At 41.2% G+C, this 19,503-nt stretch carries 14 protein-coding genes; 10 read left to right on the top strand and 4 right to left on the bottom strand.

All coding sequences use genetic code 11. The annotated features are described in order from the left end of the window. The first annotated feature begins 363 nt into the window (after window positions 1–363). The 8 genes from ilvG (at window position 364) to CWB78_RS05090 (ending at window position 9,521) form a co-directional block, all read left to right on the top strand. Window positions 364–2,013: an acetolactate synthase 2 catalytic subunit gene (gene ilvG / locus CWB78_RS05125; RefSeq protein WP_138594489.1), complete on the top strand. Its 1,650-nt coding sequence runs from the start codon at window positions 364–366 to the stop codon at window positions 2,011–2,013. Then, window positions 2,010–2,252: an acetolactate synthase 2 small subunit gene (gene ilvM / locus CWB78_RS05120; protein ID WP_008112745.1), complete on the top strand. Its 243-nt coding sequence runs from the start codon at window positions 2,010–2,012 to the stop codon at window positions 2,250–2,252. The genes ilvG and ilvM overlap by 4 nt, the downstream gene beginning before the upstream one ends. A gap of 101 nt (window positions 2,253–2,353) precedes the next feature. After that, window positions 2,354–4,210, top strand: coding sequence for a dihydroxy-acid dehydratase (gene ilvD, locus CWB78_RS05115; RefSeq protein ID WP_055012296.1), 1,857 nt, complete (start codon window positions 2,354–2,356; stop codon window positions 4,208–4,210). Window positions 4,211–4,212: 2 nt separating this feature from the next. Then, on the top strand, window positions 4,213–5,766 hold the full coding sequence (ilvA, locus tag CWB78_RS05110) for a threonine ammonia-lyase, biosynthetic (RefSeq protein WP_138594487.1): 1,554 nt from the start codon (window positions 4,213–4,215) through the stop codon (window positions 5,764–5,766). A 144-nt stretch (window positions 5,767–5,910) separates the two neighbouring features. After that, on the top strand, window positions 5,911–6,909 hold the full coding sequence (locus CWB78_RS05105; protein WP_138594485.1) for an ABC transporter substrate-binding protein: 999 nt from the start codon (window positions 5,911–5,913) through the stop codon (window positions 6,907–6,909). A 102-nt stretch (window positions 6,910–7,011) separates the two neighbouring features. After that, the gene (locus CWB78_RS05100) at window positions 7,012–8,199 is read left to right on the top strand and encodes a methyltransferase (RefSeq protein ID WP_138594483.1); all 1,188 of its coding nucleotides are present in this window, start codon (window positions 7,012–7,014) and stop codon (window positions 8,197–8,199) included. Between the two features lie 10 nt (window positions 8,200–8,209). Continuing rightward, entirely contained in the window at window positions 8,210–8,875 is a 666-nt protein-coding gene (gene can / locus CWB78_RS05095; protein ID WP_008112739.1) for a carbonate dehydratase, read from the top strand. Between the two features lies 1 nt (window position 8,876). Continuing rightward, on the top strand, window positions 8,877–9,521 hold the full coding sequence (locus CWB78_RS05090) for a Rossmann-fold NAD(P)-binding domain-containing protein (protein ID WP_138594481.1): 645 nt from the start codon (window positions 8,877–8,879) through the stop codon (window positions 9,519–9,521). A 48-nt stretch (window positions 9,522–9,569) separates the two neighbouring features. Here the strand turns inward: CWB78_RS05090 and ubiK are convergent, their stop codons facing one another. Further along, window positions 9,570–9,833: a ubiquinone biosynthesis accessory factor UbiK gene (gene ubiK / locus CWB78_RS05085; RefSeq protein WP_008112735.1), complete on the bottom strand. Its 264-nt coding sequence runs from the start codon at window positions 9,831–9,833 to the stop codon at window positions 9,570–9,572. 113 nt (window positions 9,834–9,946) lie between these two features. Between ubiK and rep the strand changes: the two genes are divergently transcribed. Further along, window positions 9,947–11,965 carry a DNA helicase Rep gene (gene rep / locus CWB78_RS05080; protein WP_010390360.1) on the top strand — a complete coding sequence of 673 codons (2,019 nt, stop codon included), beginning with the start codon at window positions 9,947–9,949 and terminating at the stop codon, window positions 11,963–11,965. Between the two features lie 13 nt (window positions 11,966–11,978). On the opposite strand, the gene CWB78_RS05075 is transcribed toward rep, so the two are convergent. The 3 genes from CWB78_RS05075 to elbB form a co-directional block, all read right to left on the bottom strand. Then, window positions 11,979–14,543: a bifunctional diguanylate cyclase/phosphodiesterase gene (locus tag CWB78_RS05075; RefSeq protein ID WP_138594479.1), complete on the bottom strand. Its 2,565-nt coding sequence runs from the start codon at window positions 14,541–14,543 to the stop codon at window positions 11,979–11,981. A 177-nt stretch (window positions 14,544–14,720) separates the two neighbouring features. Further along, window positions 14,721–15,113 (bottom strand): c-type cytochrome, encoded by a 393-nt coding sequence (locus CWB78_RS05070; RefSeq protein WP_008112730.1) that lies wholly within the window; start codon window positions 15,111–15,113, stop codon window positions 14,721–14,723. 204 nt (window positions 15,114–15,317) lie between these two features. Beyond that, window positions 15,318–15,965, bottom strand: a complete 648-nt coding sequence (gene elbB / locus CWB78_RS05065; protein ID WP_010390362.1) for an isoprenoid biosynthesis glyoxalase ElbB — start codon at window positions 15,963–15,965, stop codon at window positions 15,318–15,320. A 510-nt stretch (window positions 15,966–16,475) separates the two neighbouring features. On the opposite strand from elbB, the gene polA reads away from it, so the two are divergent. After that, entirely contained in the window at window positions 16,476–19,211 is a 2,736-nt protein-coding gene (gene polA / locus CWB78_RS05060) for a DNA polymerase I (protein WP_138594477.1), read from the top strand. The last annotated feature ends 292 nt before the right edge of the window (window positions 19,212–19,503 follow it).

Raw genomic sequence — 19,503 nt, 5'->3', positions numbered from 1 at the left:
AATGAAGGGATAAAAAATTCACTTTGTTTAGGTTGTTTGAATTTTAAAACCTAGGCCGGCGTGTTTTTATAATTATTTTGGATTGAATTTGATGTTGACTTAGCGCCCTGAGCGCGGTACTAATATAAAAAGACAGCGAAACAAGAGTTTCGTAATTACAGAAATTAAATGGTATTAAATTTTATGCTTAACAATGCACTTAACCTAGTCCTGATTATTATCGTGGTGATTATTCCCGCGAGGGCTTCGTAGTGCTTTAAAAAACTAAGCATTGAAAAGCCCTCCGCACTTAACCGTCCGGGGGGCTTTTTAGTTTTAAGATTAAATTTTAACGGGTTGTCACACAGGAATGAGGATTTACTAATGACAGGCGCAGAACTAACAATTGATTTACTCGCCAAGCACGGCGTAGATGAAGTATTTGGCTACCCAGGTGGTGCTATTATGCCCATCTACGATGCCTTGTATGGTGCGCCTGTAAAACATTACCTCACTCGCCATGAACAAGGCGCAGGGTTTGCAGCTGTAGGTTATGCACGCAGTACTGGCCGCTTAGGTGTATGTTTAGCAACATCAGGCCCGGGTGCTACTAACTTAATTACCGCATTGGCTGATGCCATGATGGACTCAGTGCCTTTACTTGCCATCACCGGGCAAGTACCAACCGCAGCTATTGGTTCTGACGCCTTTCAAGAAATAGACGTGTTGGGTATGTCGCTTTCATGTACAAAACACAGTTATATGGTTGAGCGAGCAGAAGATTTAGCCGAAATATTACAAGAGGCGATGCATTTAGCACAAAGCGGTCGACCAGGCCCTGTTTTGGTTGATATCCCCAAAGACATTCAAATGGCGCAAGTACCTTTTAAACCTTGGTTAGCGGTAGATGAATATTTGCCTCAACTAGATCTAAATCAAGTCGCTATTGCTAACCAATTACTCAGTGAAGCCAAACAGCCTGTTGCCTATGTTGGTGGCGGAGTTCATGCTGCGAATGCACAAGCGCATTTAATGCAATTTTTAAATAAAACGCAAATGCCAGCGGTTTCAACCCTTAAAGCACTGGGCAGTGTATTACCTGATTACGAATATGATTTAGGTATGCTAGGTATGCATGGCGGTCAAGCGGCTAATTTAGCGGTGCAAGAATGTGATGTATTAGTGTGTATTGGCGCACGCTTTGATGACCGTGTAACCGGCAATTTAGCTAAGTTTGCTGCAAAAGCAAACGTGATTCATTTAGACATAGATGCAGCCGAGGTAGGAAAACGTAAACCCGCAAAAGCGTCATTAATTGCTGATTTAAAAACGTCACTTCCTGCACTTGAGTGCGTGGTTACACCAAAAGCGTGGTGCGATCATAGTAAACAAATGAAGGTTAAACACGCGTGGCGCTACGACTACCCTGGAGAAAAAGTATTTGCCCCTTACTTACTTAATCAACTTAGCCAGCGTATGCCAAGCACTAGTGTGGTGTGTTGTGATGTAGGCCAGCATCAAATGTGGGTAGCTCAGCACATGAAGTTTAGCCACCCTTGCAACCATTTGAGCAGTGGTGGTGCAGGCACCATGGGGTTTGGTTTACCTGCCGCCATAGGTGCACAAATCGCGCGTAAAGATGACTTTGTGATCACCGTTTCAGGTGATGGTTCAATCATGATGAACATTCAAGAGCTTGCCACTATTCGCCGTAATAATTTACCAGTAAAAATACTGATACTTGATAACCAGCGCTTAGGTATGGTGCGCCAATGGCAAGAACTATTTTTTGAAGGGCGTTACAGCGAAACTAACCTGTCAGATAACCCTGACTTTGTACAACTTGCTGCTGTGTTTGGCATTCCTGGGCAAACTATTACCCATGCCAACCAAGTGGATGATGCAATCACTGCCTTATTAAATAGCGATGGACCCTATATTGTTCATGCTTGTATCGATGATAAAGAAAACGTATGGCCACTTGTTCCGCCTGGAGCTGCCAACGATGAAATGATGACGGAGAAAGCACAATGAAACACAACTTAACTATTGCCTTAAAAAGTCAAAGTGTCGCAATCGAGCGCTTTTTACGTGTCGTACGTCATCGTGGTTTTGACTTGACTCACTTACAGCTCAATATGGACGATGGTCAATATAATATGGCAATGACGGTTGATAGTGATAAACCAATTTACTTGCTTACTAGCCAGTTAAATAAATTGGTTGATGTGAAACATGTGACGCTACAAAGCTTACAGCAACAGGCTGTATAAAATAAATTTAACGAATTTTACGAATAACCGATTATTTGGTTATTCATCAATTTTTAGAATGAGGAATGCCCGCATTAATTGCGGCAAACACTGAGGTAACTATGGCTAAATTAAGAAGTGCAACCACCACTGAAGGGCGTAAACGCGCAGGCGCAAGAGCATTATGGCGTGCAACAGGCATGACTGATACCGACTTTGGTAAGCCAATTATTGCTGTTGTGAACTCATTTACGCAATTTGTACCGGGGCACGTGCATCTTAATCAGCTTAGTGAACTGATGGCTGAAACCATTACTCAGGCCGGTGGTGTACCAAAAGAATTTAATACCATTGCTATCGATGACGGTATTGCCATGGGTCACGGCGGTATGCTTTATTCACTGCCATCGCGCGATTTAATTGCCGACTCGGTAGAGTACATGGTGAACGGCCATTGTGCCGATGCGATGATTTGTATTTCTAACTGCGACAAAATCACCCCTGGAATGATGTTAGCGGCGCTGCGTTTAAATATACCCGTTATTTTTGTATCGGGCGGCCCAATGGAAGCAGGTAAAACCAAATTAGCGAATATCGATATTAAGCTCGATTTGGTTGATGCTATGGTTAAAGGCGCTGATGAATCGGTAAGTGATGCCGACTCTGAGCAAGTTGAGCGATCTGCATGCCCTACCTGTGGGTCGTGTTCAGGGATGTTTACCGCCAATTCTATGAACTGTTTATTAGAAGCAATTGGTCTTGCGCTGCCTGGTAACGGGACCACGCTTGCGACCCATAAAGACCGCAAACAACTATATGTTGAAGCGGGTGCACGTATCGTTGATTTATGCCGTGAGTACTATCAAAAAGATAACCAAGACGTACTGCCTCGTGCTATCGCTAATAAAACCGCATTTATGAACTCTATGGTGGTTGATATTGCTATGGGCGGTTCATCAAATACGGTATTGCATTTACTCGCGGCGGCACAAGAAGCCGGCGTTGATTTTGATATGTCACACATTGATGAACTTTCACGTAAAACCCCGTTTTTATGTAAAGTTGCTCCAGCTACAGCGCAATACCACATTGAAGACGTACACCGTGCTGGTGGCATGATGGCGATAGTTCGCGAGCTTGGAAAGGCTGGGTTAGTTGATTTATCGGTTAACCATGTTGCTGGTATGACAATGGGTGAACTGGTTAAAAAGTGGGATGCAACCGATCCGAATAACGAAGCTGCGCAAAAGTTTTATCGTGCTGGCCCTGCAGGTATTCGTACCACCAAAGCAATGAGCCAAGATTGTCGTTGGGATGAGGGTGATAACGACCGTGAAAACGGTTGTATTCGCAGTGTAGAACATGCATTTCGTCAAGATGGTGGCCTTGCCGTGCTTTCAGGTAATTTAGCAATAGATGGCTGTATCGTTAAAAGTGCGGGTGTTGTTGATGAAATGCTGCATTTTGAAGGTACTGCTGTGGTATACGAATCACAAGATGACTCTGTAGAAGGGATTTTAAATGGCGAAGTAAAAGCCGGCGACGTGGTGGTTATTCGCTATGAAGGGCCTAAAGGCGGCCCTGGTATGCAAGAAATGCTATACCCAACTAGCTATTTAAAATCAAAAGGTTTGGCAGAGCAATGTGCATTAATTACTGATGGGCGTTTTTCAGGTGGCACGTCGGGTCTATCGATTGGCCACGTATCGCCGGAAGCTGCCAGCGGTGGCGCAATTGCTTATGTTGAAAACGGCGATAAAATTATCATCGATATTGCCACTCGAGAAATAACGCTGGCGTTAAGCGGTGAAGAGCTTGAAGCTCGCAAGCAAAAACAACTGGCTCGTGGTAAACAAGCGTATAAACCGCTTAATCGTGATCGTTATGTATCATCTGCGCTTAAAGCGTATGCGCTACTTGCAACCAGCGCAGATAAAGGTGCAGTTCGCGATTTAGCCAAACTGGAGGAGCTTAGCTAGGTATGGTTTCTCAAGAACTCGATTATTTTCGCGCGATTATCCAAGCCAATATGGAGCCTTTAGCCAAGGTGACTGAGGTAAGTGAAATGGCCGAATTGAGTGCACGATTAGGTAATCATGTTTGGTTAAAACGTGAAGACCAGCAACCCGTGTACTCGTTTAAATTACGCGGTGCTTTTAATAAATTAAATAAGCTGCCTAAAGGCTCGGTTGTGATCACTGCATCCGCAGGTAACCATGCCCAGGGTGTGGCACTAAGTGCCTCACACTTAGGGCACAAAGCCACCATTGTGATGCCCGTGACCACACCTGAAATAAAGGTTAATGCGGTAAGGGCATTGGGTGGTGAAGTCGTATTGCATGGCCATCAATTTGATACCGCAAAGGCGTATGCGCTGGAATTAACTGAGCAGCGAAACGGCGTATTTGTACCGCCATTTGATGACCCTGATGTGATTGTTGGTCAAGGTACGGTTGCCCGTGAATTAATGCAACAGCTCAACGATTTAGATGTGGTATTTATTCCTGTTGGCGGCGGCGGCTTGCTGGCAGGTATGGCGGTATATATTAAGTCGCTGCGCCCCGATATCAAAGTGATAGGGGTTGAGGCGAATGAAAGCGCCTGCTTAAAAGCTGCTTTAGCAGCAGGCGAGCCGGTAGAGCTCGATCGCGTTGGCAGTTTTGCCGATGGTGTTGCCGTTAAAATAATTGGTAGCGAAACATTCAGACTGGCACAAAAGTTTTGTGATGAAGTAGTTACCGTATCAGACGATGAAATATGTGCAGCCATGCAAGATATTTTTGTATCAACCCGTGCTATAGCTGAGCCTTCAGGAGCGCTTGCAACTGCAGGGCTTAAAAAATGGTCTCAGCAGTCGGGTTTAAAGGGGTTAAATTTAGCCGCTATTTTGTCTGGTGCTAATTTAAACTTTGATCGCTTACGTTATGTGGCTGAGCGCACTGCGTTGGGTGAGAAAAACGAAGCTTTATTAGCCGTGACCATTGATGAAAAGCGCGGTAGTTTTAAGCAGTTTTGTACATCTTTAGGTGGGCGTGCCATTACTGAGTTTAACTATCGTTATGCGGGGCCTGGCGAGGCGCAAATTTTTGTTGGTATTGCGCTACGTCAAGGGTTAGCAGAACTTGAAGAGCTTAAACAAAGTCTAACAGATAACAAATATACCTTTTGCGATTTGTCAGATAACGAATTAGCAAAGCTGCATGTACGCTATATGGTTGGCGGTAAAGCGCCAGAGCAGTTACATGAACGCTTACTAAGGTTTGAGTTTCCAGAGTACCCAGGCGCATTGGCGCGCTTTTTAGATACGCTGGGTAGTAACTGGAATATCACTTTATTTCACTACCGCAATCATGGCGGGTCAATGGGGAATGTATTAGCAGGCTTTGCTATTGAACCAAGCCAATATGAGATGTTTAATGAGCACTTAAATCGGCTAGGTTACAGTGTCCAAGACGAAACCGATAACCCCTGTTTTACTCAGTTTTTAACTACCCAACCTCAAGCAGAAAAGCTTGAAAAAATCGCTCTAGCCTAACTCTATCCTAAGCAAGCATCTTATCCCGATGCTTGCTTTATTAGCTGTTTTACATATAGTTATAATTAATTATCATGTTTATGGAAGCCTGCTTTGCTACTTAAAGGAATAATAATTAGCACCTGCTTTTTTTGTAGCCAGTTAATGGCGCAGGAATCAGTCACGTTACAATTAAAGTGGACGCACCAATTTCAATTCGCTGGCTATTATATGGCCAAACAAAAAGGCTTTTATAATGAGGCCGGTTTAGACGTCAATATAGTTCCTGCCGATCCAAAACGGCCAAATAGTTTTGGTGCGGTAGAGCGAGGAGAGGCGCAATTTGGTGTAGCACATTCAGGTATATTAGAACGCCGTATTGCCGGTGAACCCTTTGTAGCCATGGCTGCCATATTACAGTTTTCTCCTTACTGTTGGATGGTAAAAGAAACTTCAGATATTTTTCATGCTCGTGATTTTATTAACAAGCGTGTAAGTGAAGTCAGCAAAGAGAGTAATTCTGAGTTACTAACTATGCTTAAGCGCAGTGGTATTGATACCGAAAAACTGGCTGTTTACAAAGGCGATGAATTACAACAAGCATGGATGGAAAATAAATTAGATGCCATAGAAGTGTATGTTACCGACCTACCTTATCATATGGATCAGCAAGGGGTTGCTCATCGACTTATATGTCCACAACGTTATGGGATGGATGTATACGCGGATATTTTATTTACCAGCGATAGTATGGTTAAGTATCACCCCGATACGGTAGAAAAGTTTTATCAAGCAAGTTTAAAAGGGTGGCGCTACGCGGTAATGAATATGGATGAAGCCATTGCCATAACCCAACAGTTTTATGCGCCTGATCGCAGTTTTCATCAACTGGCATATGAGGCTGAGGTACTTAAAGACTATATTGCTCCACCAAGTACTACTGTGGGTAATATGTCGATGGCTAAATGGCGTTTAATTGCTGACTTATATGAGATTGATCAAACAAAGTTTGATGAAGTAAAAGCTGATTTTATTTATAAATATAAAAAGCAAGAAACACTGCAGCTTTCTTGGATGCTAATTGCGGCTATTATAATAAGCATTATTTCTATCCCTCTGTATTTACGTTTAATACTTAAATCGGCTAAACAAAAGCGGGTATAAGGTTAAGCAATTCCCTTGCTCTGCGAGGTTAAAAAAATAACCGCTTAATCAGGTGCTATTGTGCTGGTATAATTAAGCGTCTTTTTTATATCCTAAGCTGTTATGACCTTAACTGAGCAATTTTCTGCCCTTGACTCTTTGCTAATGAATACTCGCTTGTATTGGCAGTGTACTGCATTTGATTTTGACGCTTTACCTTGGCCTGAATTACATGCACCCTTAAGCGCTTTATCTGACCAGGCGGTTGCTGAATTAGACTCTGATCAAGAACAGCTCTATCAGTTTTTTTCATCTTATATTCCCGCTGTTGAGCAACTTAGCCGATTAGTGTCATTGCCTGCCATTACTAACACTCGGAAGGAATACCCGTTTTGGATCAGTAATGGTATTAAAGGTCGAAAGTTTACTCAGTTACAAGACTTTGTTGGCGCATTACCCGCTAGTAGCCAGCCTGTATTGGAGTGGTGTGCAGGTAAAGGCCATTTAGGACGAATGTTAGCTTTTAATGGTGCGCAAAGTGTCCACAGCGTTGAGCTACAATCTCATTTGTGTGAACAAGGGCAAAAAAGTGCTCAGCAGCAGGGACTGGCAATGCAATTTAGCCAAGCCGATGTCCTCAAAGATAATACTCAGGATTTTTTCAACCCACACACTCATGCCGTCGCTTTACATGCCTGCGGCGCGTTACACCAAACTTTTATGCATCAAGCTAGTGCGGCAAAAGTACCACAAATTAGCTTTTCACCTTGTTGCTATCATTTATTTACTGATAATAATTACCAAGTGATGAGCGAGTACGCTCAGCAAAGCAGACTTAATTTAACCCACAGAGATTTAAAGCTCGCCCTGCAAGAAACTGTTACAGCTCCTTCGCGAGTAGGCAAAGTGCGAAAAACAGAAGTGGAGTGGCGACTCGGGTTTGATGCCTTAAGAAAGTCACTTACTGGTGAGTTAGGGTATGTCAGCGTCCCTTCAGTGAATAAAGCGATATTTTCAGATTCGTTTGCAGCATTTTGTAACTGGGCGGCAGACAAAAAAGCCTTAAAACTGCCAAAAGATATTGATTACAATAAGTTTTTATTGATTGGGCAGGCGCGAAAAAAAGTAACAGAGCGAGTTGAACTGGTTCGACATGTGTTTAGAAGAGCAATAGAAGTTTGGCTTGTGCTCGATCGTGCTTTATATTTGCAGCAGCAAGGCTATGATGTCAGTGTTAATACATTTTGTGAGAAGCAATTAACACCTCGTAATATTTTAATTTTAGCCAGTTTAAAAACGCCCTCAACCTAAAAGAGATGTAATGAGAAATTTAAATAACTTACTAGAAAATAATAAACGCTGGGCATCTAGAACGAGCGAAGCGAACCCTGAATTTTTCAAAATTTTATCGATGCAACAAAACCCAGAATACTTATGGATAGGTTGCTCTGATTCACGGGTGCCAGCTAATCAAATTGTTGATTTATTACCGGGTGAGTTATTTGTGCACCGTAATGTTGCCAACGTGGTTGTACATACCGATCATAATTGTTTATCGGTTATGCAGTACGCGGTCGAAGTATTAAAAGTAAAACATATTATGGTTGTTGGCCACTACGGTTGTGGTGGTGTGCAAGCGGTACTAAACGAGGACCGCTTTGGCTTTATTGATAACTGGCTGCGCCACGTTGGTGATGTAAAAGAAAAACACCTAGAGCAACTTAATGCTCTGCCAGAAAAACAACGCCTTGATCGTTTAATAGAGCTTAATGTGATTGAGCAAGTGCGTAACGTATCTCGCACTAGCATTGTTCAAGATGCATGGCTAAGAGGTCAAGAACTCACGGTTCATGGTTGGGTATATGGCTTAGAAAATGGTCATTTGCATGACTTAGAATCGGTAGTTAGTTGTGCTGAAGAAGAGTGTGAAAGCTATAAAAAAGCAGTACACCATGTACTAAATAAATCTGCGGACAGTCACCTTTAATATGGCCAAAACGGCGCTAATAATCGGCAGTACCGGCTTAGTTGGCAGCCAGTTATTACAACAGCTGTTAGCATCTTCTAGCTATTCGCAGGTAGTGAGCTTATCGCGCCGCCAATTAGATTTTTCTCATCCTAAATTAATTAGCCATGTTATTGATTTTGAAAATTTGACGCATCATGTTGAATTGTTCAAAGGTGACGTGTTCTTTTCTTGCTTAGGGACTACATTAAAGCAAGCGGGCAGTGTGGCTGCACAACATAAAGTTGATTTTGAATACCAATTTATTTGTGCGCAAATGGCGGCCAATAACGCTGTTCCGCATTATTGCTTGGTATCGTCAAGTGGCGCAAATGCACATAGTATGAGCCGTTACCTAAAAATAAAAGGAGAGCTTGAGCAGCATGTGAAGCAGCTTGGTTTTGCACGCTTGAGCATATTACAACCGTCTTTATTAGTCGGCGAGCGCTCAGAGCTTAGAGTTGCAGAAAAGTTCGGTGAGGTGGTACTTCCACTGCTAACGCGTTTTGGTATCCTCAAACGGTATAGACCCATTACCGGTGAGCAAGTAGCTAATAAATTGCTGAGGGTAAGCATAGAGCAGCAACAAGCAACGGGTTACTATGTGCTGGACGAGCTATTTGAATAACTGAGTGATTAGCGCCATAAAGCAGGTTCGTCTATGGCGTTATATTTATTATTCAGCGTCTGTTTTTGCCGATAATTGCTGTTCAAGTATTGCCACTTTTGCTTCTAATTCAGTTAGCTTTTCACGTGTGCGAATCAGCACTTGGCTTTGAATATCAAACTCTTCACGGCTTACAAAGTCCATTTCGGCAAGCTTATTTTGTAACACTTGCTTAGTTTTACCTTCAAGTGTATCAGCCAGGTTTTTTACACCTTGTGGCATGTTATTAGTGATCTGTTTCGCAATTTCTTCAAGTTTTGCTGGGTTAATCATAGTCGTCCCTTGCCTGTTGCCTAAAATGATAATAACTAATATTACCTTATTGGCTAGGCGTATTGTAGTGATTACGTTAAAATTGCCCGTCTTTTTGCAATCAGCTGGTCGTTATGAAACTCAATCCTAAACAAGATGAAGCGGTAAAGTACATTAGTGGTCCTTGCTTAGTATTAGCCGGCGCAGGCTCGGGTAAAACGCGAGTTATCACCAACAAAATTGCTTACTTAGTACAAAAATGTGAGTATCAAGCGCGTAATATTGCGGCGGTTACCTTTACCAATAAAGCGGCTAAAGAAATGCGCGAGCGGGTTTTGCAAACCTTGGGAAAACAAGAGTCTAAAGGTTTATGGGTGTCTACCTTTCATACGCTTGGGCTTGAAATCATTAAAAAAGAGTTAAAAACACTGGGTTTTAAACCCGGTTTTTCGTTGTTTGACGACCAAGATACGAATCAATTACTCGGTGATTTAACCGAAGACGAGCTTAAAAAAGACAAAGACTTACTAAATCTACTTAAAATGCAAATTGGTAGCTGGAAGAATGAACTCATTTTACCAGAGCAAGCTATTCGCGAAGCCAGAGAGCCGCAAAAAGCATTGTTTGCTCAGCTGTATGCGCGTTACCAAAATCAATTAAGAGCGTATAACGCGCTGGATTTTGATGATTTAATTATGATCCCCACGCTGCTTTTAAGTAGTAATGCCACATCACGTGAGCGATGGCAGCAGCGTTTTCGTTATTTACTGGTGGATGAATATCAAGATACCAATACCAGCCAATATCAATTAGTGAAATTGCTGGTAGGCGAACGAGCACGCTTTACTGTGGTGGGAGATGACGATCAGTCAATTTACTCTTGGCGTGGTGCTCGTCCACAAAACTTGGTGTTATTAAGTAAAGATTACCCTGGGCTTCGATTAATAAAACTAGAACAAAACTACCGTAGTGCTGGGCGCATTCTTAAAGCGGCCAATATCTTAATTGCAAATAACCCACATGAGTTTGAAAAAAAGCTCTTTAGTGAGTTGGGCTATGGTGAGCAAATTAAAGTCATTGGCTGTCGCGATGAAGAACATGAATCAGAACGTGTGGTCGCAGAGATTATTTCTCATAAATTTATGAAACGCACCAGCTATAAAGATTACGCTATTTTGTACCGGGGTAACCACCAAGCGCGGGGCTTTGAAAAGTCGTTAATGAGTAACCGAATCCCGTATAAAATTAGTGGTGGAATGTCGTTTTTTTCACGTTCTGAAATTAAAGATATCATGGCTTACTTACGTCTTTTAGTGAATCAAGATGATGACAATGCTTTTTTAAGAATTGTGAATACCCCACGTCGTGAAATTGGTACAGTCACGCTTGAAAAGCTTGGCACCTTAGCTAATGAAAAACACCAAAGCTTATTTGCGACCTGCTTTGATAACGACTTAGGATACAGACTAAAAGGACGTGGTTTAAATGCACTAGCTGGATTTGCTCGGTGGGTGGTTGAGCTTTCAGATAACGCAGTGCGCAGTGATACACTGGAGGCGGTGAAGGATTTAGTGCGTAATATTAATTACGAAGCTTACTTGTATGAATCATCGCCTAGTGCCAAAGCCGCTGAAATGCGGATGAAAAATGTGTCCGAGCTGTATCGTTGGATAACGGACATGTTAACAGGCGATGCCGATAATCCGCCAATGACACTGGCTGAAGTAGTCAGTAAATTGACCCTTCGGGACATGCTAGAGCGAAACGAAGAAGAAGATGAAGCTGATGCGGTGCAATTATTAACTTTGCATGCCTCAAAAGGACTCGAGTACCCCTATGTATTTATGGTCGGTATGGAAGAAGGATTGTTGCCACACCAAGTAAGCATTGATGAAGACAATGTGGATGAAGAGCGCCGCCTTGCCTATGTAGGTATTACCCGCGCGCAACAAGAGCTGACTTTAACCTATGCTAAAATCCGCCGTCAGTTTGGTGAAACATCACAAACAGAGCTCAGTCGATTTGTGCAAGAGTTACCGCAAGATGACTTAGCCTTTGAAAACAAAAAAGCGCCTAACACCCAAGCTGAACGCATGGAAAAAGGCCAAGCTCGGGTTGCAAATTTAAGAGCAATGCTGAAAAAGCCACAATAAGGTGTGTTTAGCGCTATTTTAATTCTGAGTTTTTAAGTGTAGCTGGTATAGCGCTGGTTAGTGGGTGCTGTTTAGCAACGAATAGGTTTATGCCGTGTTTATCTAAAAGAGCTCTAAAGTTTAATATTGATGGGCCTTTAGCTATCACTTTTATCTGTTTAAGCTTAGTAATAGCCAACACCCCCTGCAACTGTAAATCGTAGCTTTCTTGTTGTAATACTCGTTTACTGAAGGTGGAGCTAAGGAGTAAATAATCACACTCTATTTCAGTCACCAAATTAAGCTCGCATTTGTCTTTTGCGAAATTGTTTAAGCCAATCGAATGACCGAGTTTTTTAAGCTGTTTTAAGTTCTCTAATTGCTGTGCGCTGGCATAACGCAGCTCCTGCTCATCAAACAACAAGCAAAGCTGTTCATTGTTTACCGGTTGTTTTAGTATCGCTTTTAGTAAAGAAAATTCATGCTCTTCTAACAGTAAACTGGAGCAAGGCAATAGCGCAACGGCTATTTCTGCATTTTGTGCTTGTTGATAAGCTTGTTGGATGAGTTGTAGTTCAACTTTGGTATGTTGTTCTTTATCATTCGCAAATTTCTTTAAAATATCAAAACTGGTAAAGCCAAGGACTGGGTGTTCACCAAAAGCCTCAAATAACGATGCACTCTGATAATGCTCATCCAAGGTGATAATATCTGAGCTACGAAACGTCATAGGCAATACATCAAGGTGATGCAATGTTTGTGACTCATGTTGCAACATAGGCTCAGTGAGCAGTGGATGAAATAACTCAAAGCGGTTTTTACCTGAATTTTTAGCATAATACATAGCAGCATCGGCGTCGCGAATGATTTCATCGGTATGTTTATAGCTTTGCTTTGAATAGGTTATCCCAATACTAGCGCCACTTTGTACACACACGCCTTTGGTACAAAACGGCTTTTGCATAATTTTTATAATGCGATTGGCAACATCTTCTGCCTGATTTGGCTCAGTTAAATGGGTTAGTAATACTACAAACTCATCTCCGCCTAGACGAGCTAATAAGTCATGCTCACGAATACATTGTGAGAATAGTTTACTAACACTAATTAAAAACTCATCGCCGGCATGATGCCCGAGCTGATCATTGATATCTTTAAACTTATCAAGGTCAATAAACAATACAGCAAAGTGCTCATTTGGATTGCGTTGATAATATTGCAGGGTTTTTTCTAGTTGAGTTAAAAATAAATTCCGATTTGGTAAGCCTGTTAGTGAGTCATGGTGAGCATCGTGATAAAGCTGTTGTTCTATTTTTTTACGTTCATCAATTTGCATTTGCAAATGTAAATTTGCTTGGCTCAATTCTTTAGTTTTTTCATTAACTCGTGAGGCAAGTTCTTGGTGGCTCTTTTTTAGTGCCTGTGAAGCTAATTTTGTTTGTAATACCGTGGCAATTTGATGCGATACAAAGGTGATTAGCTCTGCATCATCATGTGTAAAAAGGTGTTCATTATTATAAGCTTGGCAAACAATTAACCCTATAACGCCTTGCGAAGTTTTTAGCGGAGCGCCTAGCCAGCTGGTGGCTCTCTTGGATTCATCAATTGGTTTTTCACGCTCTACAATGCCACTATTTAATAACTCTTGTGCTCTTTGCGGATGAATTATTTGTGTTTCTTCGGTGCTTATAACCAGTTCACTGTAGCCTTTTGCAAAGCGCCGTGGTTGAGTGCTGCCTTGGAATTCATCGACACTGTAGGGAAAACTGATCCAACCTGATTCTTTATCATACAAGGCAATATAAAGGTTTTTTGCGTAAGTAATGGTTTTTATTATTTCGTGTATTTGAAAATAAGCATCATCTAAATTTTTGGCTTGGGTTGTCAGCTCTGAAATTTTGAATAATATTTGCTGGCGTTGCAGGGCACCTTTTCGCTGTTGTATTTCAACATTTAAAGCGTCATTACTTTGCGTTAATGCTCGGGTTCTTAATTTTACTTCTGATTCGAGTAACTCTCGTTTTTTAACCCGTTCAATTGCGGTGGCTAAATAGAGTGACATGGCCTCAAGCAGGTTTATTTGTTGAGAACTGTAACCTTGTTCTGTGTCGTAACTTTGCGCGGCTAACACACCAATAATGTTTCTTTCTTGATAAACGGGAACGCCTACCCAGTGTTCTGCAGGTGTACCCAATGCTTTAAATAAGCCTTGCTGGGCAGCATCATGCATTTGCTGTTTGGTAAAGTAAGTGGTTTTCCCTTGCTTGAAGACATAACCCGTTGCGCCTTCTTCAAAATTATTATCTCGATTAAGTGGTACTGCAATGCCATCTTTTTCATCAGAAAAATAAGATAATTCTAACTGTTGTGATTGGGGATCAACCAGCACCACATAAAAGCTTTTACTCGGAACATACTTTTGTAAAATGTCATGAATAGCAGGGTAAAGTAAGGTTAGCTCGGCAACAGTACTTGCTTGCTCTGATAATTGTATCAGGGCATTGTGGAGGTGGTAGGCATGTTTGTACTTTTTTAATAGTGCTTTTAGTCGTTTATTTTGGCGCACTACGCTATTAGGTACAATAAGTTTATCTTCCAATGATGTTTAACCAGTTATAATTTTTTGTATAGTTATTAATCATTATAGTTCCACTTTTAACATTTTGCGTCAAGTAGATATTTTTCTTAATTATGTAGCTAAAACTCATGAATTAGAAACAAAAAAGGCTTACTAAAACGTAAACCTTTTATTTAAAGCTTTTTATGCTAGCTAATTTTAGTTAGCGGTCATGAAATCGATTGCTGCGCTTATTTCATCATCAGAACAATCCATACACGTTCCACGCGGTGGCATGGCATTAAAGCCATTGATCGCATGATCTAATAAGGTGTCTTTTCCTTTAGCGATACGAGGAGCCCAATCGTCAGCTGATTTAGGAGCGCCTAAAGCACCTGTGCCGTGACAAGCAAAACAGGCTGCTTGATATACTTGCTCGCCTGAACGAGGACCTGTTGGTGCAGCAACCGCTACTTTCTCACCTTCAAGGTAAACAGCACCAATAGGCGCTAAACGTTTTTTAATTGCATCTTCAGTCATAGAGTTATCATATGGCTGTGCGTATGCGGTGGTTGCTAGCACAAGTAATGCTGCAGCTGATAGTTTTTTCATTTTGCCTTGCCCACTTCAATTTGAACGTGATCAATCACGATTTTAAATGACGGAATTTAGACCAATTATAACTCCACTCAGTGATTTATAAAATGCTCAGAGTCGATTTTATTTATAAATACGACTAATGATTGTCTTAACTCAATAAATTACCTAAATAAAACGGGATCATTAGACATCTAAATGCGATCAGAACCCTAATAATTAGCTAATGGCCAATACGTTACGTACTAGTTTTTCGATTCCTGCATCGGCATCCATAATTGATTGTGCCAACATATAAGCAGGTGTTGTAACCAGCTTATTATTTTTATCAATAACAATATCATCCACTTTACACTCAATATGCTCAGCGCCTAATGTGGTTAAAGCATCGGCCGTGTCGCTATCATTACCAATAGTGAGCTGTGGTTTATTATAAATGAATGGCAATAAAGCGGGTGCAATACACATATAACCGGTGGCTTTATTTGCTTTTGCAAATGCTTTACAAGCGCTCAGTACTTCGTCATTTACTTTCGCGTTAGTGCCATTAATAGCAAAGTCAGATAAGTTTTTAGCTACACCAAAGCCGCCAGGAATAATTAAAGCGTCAAATTGTGTAATGTCTAATTCAGCGAGTGACTTTATATTGCCACGGGTGATTCGAGCCGATTCCACTAATACATTACGCGACTCTGCCATTTCTTCACCAGTAATGTGATTAAGAGTATGGTACTGCGTAATATCGGGCGCAAAACACTGATATTTCGCGTTGTTTTTTTCAATGTGTAATAAAGTAAGCACTACTTCATTAATTTCACTGCCATCAAATACGCCACAACCTGCTAAAATTACCGCTATATTTTTCATATTATTTTGCTCCATTGAAGTCATTTTAATAAAGTTTAACACGACGAATCAGCCTATCTAAAAATTTATTTGCTGGTTTTTTAGCCGCAAAGTAAGTTGTTATGCGCTATATGCCATTTGATAACTAGTAAGGGTAAAAAAAATTATAAAGGATCGCTATGATCTTTGATCCATTATGCTAGAATGCTCATCCAGTTATTTAAATGGACGTAAATAATCAAAGTGGGTTACAACACCAGTAACGGTTTAAATGCCTTTTCCACATTGATAGAAGAATAATAAAAAAGAACCTCGAATTATCTTTTTTTAAACAAAACAATAAATTACAAACTAATCTAAGCATTTTACTATGTTTCGGATGGATAGTTTGTGGGTGTTATCTACATAGTTATCCACAAGTTGCTAAAAATGTAGCGCTCTTAATCACATTAATTCACAGTCGTTTTATTTACTGCCTTATGGCATGCTTATACTTATATTACTTTTTTGTATTTAGGATCCAATTTTACCATGGCTCAGATCCCCGAAAACCCGCTTGTTCTTGTTGATGGCTCTTCATATTTGTTTCGTGCTTATCATTCGCCACCTCATTTAACTAATTCTAAAGGTGAAGCCACCGGCGCTATTTATGGCGTGGTAAACATGCTGAAAAGTTTGATCAAACAATACGATCCTTCACATATGGTGGTGGTATTTGATGCTAAAGGTAAAACTTTTAGAAATGACATGTACAGCGAATATAAAGCGAATCGTCCACCAATGCCTGACGATCTGCGAACCCAAATAGCGCCGCTGCACAGCATTATCAAAGCGATGGGTTTTCCATTAATTAGTATTGAAGGTGTAGAAGCCGATGACGTGATTGGTACATTTGCACGTATTGCTTCTGAGCAACAACGCCATGTACTGGTATCAACTGGTGATAAAGATATGGCGCAGTTGGTTAATGAGCATGTCACTTTGATCAATACCATGACTGATAGTATTTCAGATCCCGACACTGTGGTTGAAAAGTTTGGTGTTGGGCCTGATCTTATTATCGATTATTTAGCCTTAATGGGCGATAAAGTAGATAATATTCCTGGTGTTGAAGGGTGCGGGCCTAAAACTGCGGTTAAATGGTTACAAAAGTACGGATCGCTTCAGGGCGTAATTGATAATGCTGCTGATATCAAAGGTAAAATAGGTGAAAAGCTTGCAAAAGCGATTGATCATTTACCATTGAGCTATGAACTTGCCACTATTAAGTGTGATGTGGAGGTTGAATCTGATCTTGATACTTTTAAATTGCAAACACCGAATAAAGACGAATTAATTGCCTTATACGGTGAGTGTGAATTCCGTCGCTGGCTAGCTGAATTACTAGACAATCCAAAAGATGCTGACACACATTTAGCGGTCCCAACCCAAGAGAATGAGTTGCCAAAAGTTGAAGATGCGCACTATGAAACGATTTTAACTGAGGTCCAATTTAATACATTGATAGAGCAGCTCAATGAAGCTGAGCTATTTGCTTTTGATACTGAAACAACCAGTTTAGAGTATATGAAAGCGCAGTTGGTAGGGATGAGTTTCGCAGTAAAAGCAGGGGAAGCCGCCTACTTACCGGTTGCACATGATTACCCAGATGCGCCTGAACAGCTAAGCCTTGAATTTGTGATGCAAAAGCTTGGGCCAATATTAGCTGACGAAAATAAAGCTAAAGTTGGTCAAAATTTAAAATACGATAAAAGTGTGCTTGCCAATGCTGGCTATGAATTAAATGGTATTAAGTTTGATACTATGTTGGAGTCTTATGTTTTTAACAGCGTAGGTACTCGTCATGATATGGACTCATTAGCACTTAAATATTTAGGCCACAAAAATATTAGCTTTGAAGACATTGCTGGTAAAGGTAAAAAGCAGCTCACGTTCAATCAAATCGAACTTGAAAAAGCGGCGCCTTATGCCGCAGAAGATGCCGATATTACTTTGCGTTTACACCAAGTACTATGGCCGAAACTTGAAGCGGATGAAAAGCTTAAATCGGTGTTTGAAAATATAGAAATGCCACTAGTAAGCGTTATTTCTGACATTGAGCGCACCGGTGTTGCTATCGACAGCAACATGTTGGCCACGCATAGCCAACGTTTAGGTGAACGATTACTTGAGCTTGAAAAAGAAGCGTTTGAAATCGCAGGCGAACCGTTTAACTTAAGCTCGCCAAAGCAATTACAAGTACTGTTATTTGAAAAGCTAGAATTGCCCGTTATCAAAAAAACACCTAAAGGCGCGCCTTCTACAGCAGAAGAAGTACTGCAAGAATTAGCACACGATTACCCATTGCCTAAAGTGATTATTGAGCATCGCGGTTTATCTAAGCTTAAATCAACTTACACAGATAAATTGCCACTGATCGTGAATGAGCAAACCAAACGTGTGCATACTTCTTATCATCAAGCGGTAACAGCAACGGGTCGATTAAGTTCAAGCGATCCTAACCTACAAAATATTCCTATTCGTTCAGAAGAAGGGCGCCGTATTCGTGAAGCCTTTATTGCTGCTGATGGATATAAAATTGTGGCGGCCGATTACAGCCAAATAGAGCTGCGTATTATGGCGCATCTTTCACAAGATAAAGGGTTGCTCAATGCCTTTGCAAATGGCTTAGATGTGCATAGCGCTACAGCTGCTGAGGTATTTGGAGTTGAGCTTGAAGAGGTTACATCTGATATGCGCCGTAAAGCTAAAGCCGTTAACTTTGGCTTAATTTATGGCATGTCGGCATTTGGTCTGGCACGTCAACTTGATGTACCACGCCATGAAGCACAGCATTATATTGATAAATATTTTGAGCGTTTCCCAGGTGTTTTAGAATACATGGAAACGACCCGTGAAAAAGCAGCAGAAAATGGTTACGTAGAAACTATTTTTGGCCGCCGCTTACATTTACCAGAAATAAATGCCCGCAATGGAGCACGCCGCAAAGGCGCTGAGCGCGCAGCAATTAATGCCCCTATGCAAGGCACTGCTGCCGATATTATTAAAAAAGCCATGTTAACAGTACATGCATGGGTTAACCAGCAAGCGCCTAATACGGTTAAGCTACTTATGCAGGTGCACGATGAATTGGTATTTGAGATTAAAACAGAGTGCACTGAGCAATACACTCAGCAAATTTGTGAGCTGATGTCACAAGCGGCACAGCTAGATGTACCACTTATAGTTGAAGCTGACGAAGGTGATAACTGGGAACAAGCGCACTAATTTGGTATGCCAAGGATGCCTTGTCTTAGGTAAACACAACAGTTAAAAAGAATTATTTAAAAGCGCCAATAGGCGCTTTTCTTTTAGCTTGCAGGTTAAAAAAAAGTTAAATTAAACAGCAGTTTGTATTAAATCGTTAGAGGTTCGTCAATTCGCTTCGAATATCGATAATATGCTTGTATTTTTACGCTTGCTTTTGGTAAAGTGCCGCCCGTCCTCATCCTGTAGGACATCCTGTTGATGATGCATCGTAAGATGCAACGTATTGATAGCTTCTCCCCAGTTTGCTATA

The organism is Pseudoalteromonas sp. S1612 (genome assembly GCF_005887175.1).
Lineage (GTDB): Bacteria > Pseudomonadota > Gammaproteobacteria > Enterobacterales > Alteromonadaceae > Pseudoalteromonas > Pseudoalteromonas undina.
Note: the sequence above shows the minus strand (reverse complement) of the source record. Positions and strands in the feature narration are given on the sequence as shown.